Raw genomic sequence first — 443 nt, 5'->3', positions numbered from 1 at the left:
ACAGGTCGTTCAATCCCGCTCAGCGCAGTGTTCTTGGGACATCAGACTTGCCAAAACCGCTTCCGGAATGGCGTCTTGTGCATACTCGAATGTGCCGCTGCCGCGCACTTCCTCGGCTGCGCGTTTGAGCGCGCCGAACGCGGCCCTGGCAAAGGACCCACCGACGCTAATGCGCCGGACTCCTGCCTCGGAGAGTTCGGCCACCGAATAGCTTTGACCGCTGAGCCCCATGACCACATTCACAGGCTTGTCGACCTCCCGGCACACCGTTCGGATTGCCTCAATATCTGGCAATCCTGGCGCATAAAGCACATTGGCACCGGCTTCCGAAAAGGCTTGCAAGCGTTTGATCGTATCTTTGAGATCGGGCCGACCCCAAAGGTAATTTTCTGCGCGCGCTGTCAGAAAAAATGGCAACGCCGCCGCAGTCTCGGCAGCGGCGC

1 protein-coding gene is annotated in these 443 nt (G+C 59.4%); it reads right to left on the bottom strand.

Going from position 1 to position 443, the window contains the following annotated elements; translation table 11 throughout:
* Positions 1–9 precede the first annotated feature (9 nt).
* The coding region (locus Q1A20_RS26095; RefSeq protein ID WP_299919740.1) for an isocitrate lyase/phosphoenolpyruvate mutase family protein at positions 10–443 on the bottom strand (434 nt) is incomplete at its 5' end.

This window comes from uncultured Roseobacter sp. (assembly GCF_947501835.1).
In the GTDB taxonomy this organism is placed as follows: domain Bacteria; phylum Pseudomonadota; class Alphaproteobacteria; order Rhodobacterales; family Rhodobacteraceae; genus Roseobacter.
This window is presented reverse-complemented; position numbering and strand designations above follow the sequence as displayed.